Origin of the sequence: Thalassospira xianhensis MCCC 1A02616, assembly GCF_003326475.1 — a bacterium.
GTDB lineage: Bacteria > Pseudomonadota > Alphaproteobacteria > Rhodospirillales > Thalassospiraceae > Thalassospira > Thalassospira xianhensis.
In genome coordinates this window covers 1-1,945 of record NZ_JPWA01000086.1, presented here as the reverse complement: position 1 = coordinate 1,945, position 1,945 = coordinate 1, and the positions used below count along the sequence as shown (strand labels likewise).

Annotated in this window: 3 protein-coding genes; 1 reads left to right on the top strand and 2 read right to left on the bottom strand. The window is 60.7% G+C overall.

The window, feature by feature from the left end:
* Positions 1–34: 34 nt before the first annotated feature.
* A complete protein-coding gene (locus TH5_RS25115; protein ID WP_114124139.1) occupies positions 35–760 on the bottom strand; it encodes an NIPSNAP family protein in 726 nt (241 codons plus the stop codon).
* 130 nt (positions 761–890) lie between these two features.
* On the opposite strand from TH5_RS25115, the gene TH5_RS25110 reads away from it, so the two are divergent.
* Positions 891–1,508, top strand: coding sequence for a TetR/AcrR family transcriptional regulator (locus TH5_RS25110; RefSeq protein WP_114124138.1), 618 nt, complete (start codon positions 891–893; stop codon positions 1,506–1,508).
* Between the two features lie 29 nt (positions 1,509–1,537).
* Here TH5_RS25110 and TH5_RS25765 read toward each other — a convergent pair.
* A partial coding sequence (locus tag TH5_RS25765) for a hypothetical protein (RefSeq protein WP_167443668.1) occupies positions 1,538–1,945 on the bottom strand: 408 nt, incomplete at its 5' end.

Below are 1,945 nucleotides of genomic sequence, written 5' to 3'. Positions count from 1 at the left end.
CCGGCACGCGTGATGGGCGGATAGGCCCCGGTGCCTATCGCAGGAGAGAGCGCGACGTTGGCGCGAGGCGCAGGATTTCGCGCGGGCGCCATAGCCATTGATCAAGTTCGGCATCAAGGTGATTCTGCCAGTCCGGGTGGCTCGCGAGCCGATCAGAGAAGGTGGCGTAACCCGATGTGCTGTCAAATCGGGCCAGCCAGACAAAGACGGTTTCGCCGTCTCGGACCGGCAGGCGGGGGAAGCTGTTGGGTGCGGTTTCGCTGATCAGTTCGGCCAGAATATCCGCCCCGCAATCGCGCAAGGCAGGGCGCAGTTTTTCAGCAAAGAAAGTGGCGAATTCGGAAGCCCGGCCGGGGGCGAGTGCGCAGATGCTGGCCTCAACAAAGCCGGTTGCCGGGATGCTGTTTGTTAGTGCCGGGCGGGGCTGTGCGGGGGTGGCAAAGCCCGTGGTGGTGTTGGCCGGGCGCAGCAGCAGGACATTATCGGAATTGACCATGGTGCCATTGGCAGCGTCACAGTGCCGCGCCCAGACCGGGCCGGTATAAAACGTACCAAGGGCCTTGGCGCGGGCATCCATATCGGCAAAGCCGCGCAGCCAGGCGAAGCTGTTGGCGTCATCAAGATCGCGGAACTGACCGATGACGGACATGCCGCAGGCTTCCTGGCTTTCGATGAATTCACGATCAAACAGATCGATCAGGGCCTGCCGCGTGCCGGGTTTCAGGCGGTAACGGCGCAGTTCGATGATGTTGGTATGCATGGTTTGCGACCTTGATTATAAAACAGGATAAATGACCTGTTTTGATTAACAGGATGTTTGTCCTGTTTTGTCAAGCTGCGATAGGATAAGAAGGCAGAAGGATATGCCCAAATCTGTCAGGAGATCACAGATGAGCCCGGCCAAGAGATCACCAGCAAGCCCGGCGCGTTCACGCAGCAATGACCCGGAAGGCATGCGCAACCGCATTCTGGATGCGGCGTTTGATGCCTTTGTCACGCGGGGCTATCACGCGACCGCGATGAACGACATCCGCGATCTGGCCGGGGTGAGCGGCGGGGCATTCGCGCATCATTTTCCCAGCAAAAAGCAGCTTGGCCTTGCGGTTCTGAAGGAACGGGTGGCCGATGCGGTAACGCAAAGCTGGATCGCACCGGTGCAGCAGGCAGCGACGCCCAAGGAAGGTATCCGTACGGTGATGACAGCGATCATTGATGAACTGTCAGCCAGGGCGAAGGTCACCGGTTGCCCGCTTAACAATCTTGCGCACGAGCTTTCGGGCGGGGATCGGGATTTTCAGGTGGCCTGTGCGGCGGTTTTTGATCGCTGGCAACAGGGGATTGCCGAGGCCCTGATGCGCGATGGTACTGCGTATGAGGCGGCAGAGGCAGGGCGGCTTGCCGGGTTTGTCATCGCATCCTATTCCGGGGCGATGGCAATGGCGAAAAGCCGGCAGGATGTTGGCGCGCTTTGTGATTGCCGGGCGATGATGGACCGGATGATCCCCTGAACCGTTGGGCTACTGGCCGGAAACGATGATCAGGCGCAGACCGTTGGCAGGTCATATTCACCGCGAATGCGGGTCAGCCCTTCGACGAGTTCGCGGCGTCGCGCCTCGGCACCAGTGGTGTCATCGATTTTCGGATCGGCGGCGATGATGTCGGGGTAAAGGCCGCGCGCGGTATCTTCCTGTGCCTGATCGGAATAGGTGATGGCTTCAAGCCACAGACCGGCAATCGCATAATCCGGGTTGGCGGATGTACGGGCGGTGGCGGCATTTGCCAATGCGGCAGGATGATCGCATTTGGCAAGGGCGGTCAGCCCGGCAAAGGCATCATCCCCGATCTTGGCCCGAATGCGATCCTGCTTTTCTTGCTGGGCGGCCCTGAAGGTTTCTTCCTGCTGCGCGTCGGCTGCGGCCCCGGAAATTGCCCCGGCGGTGGCCCC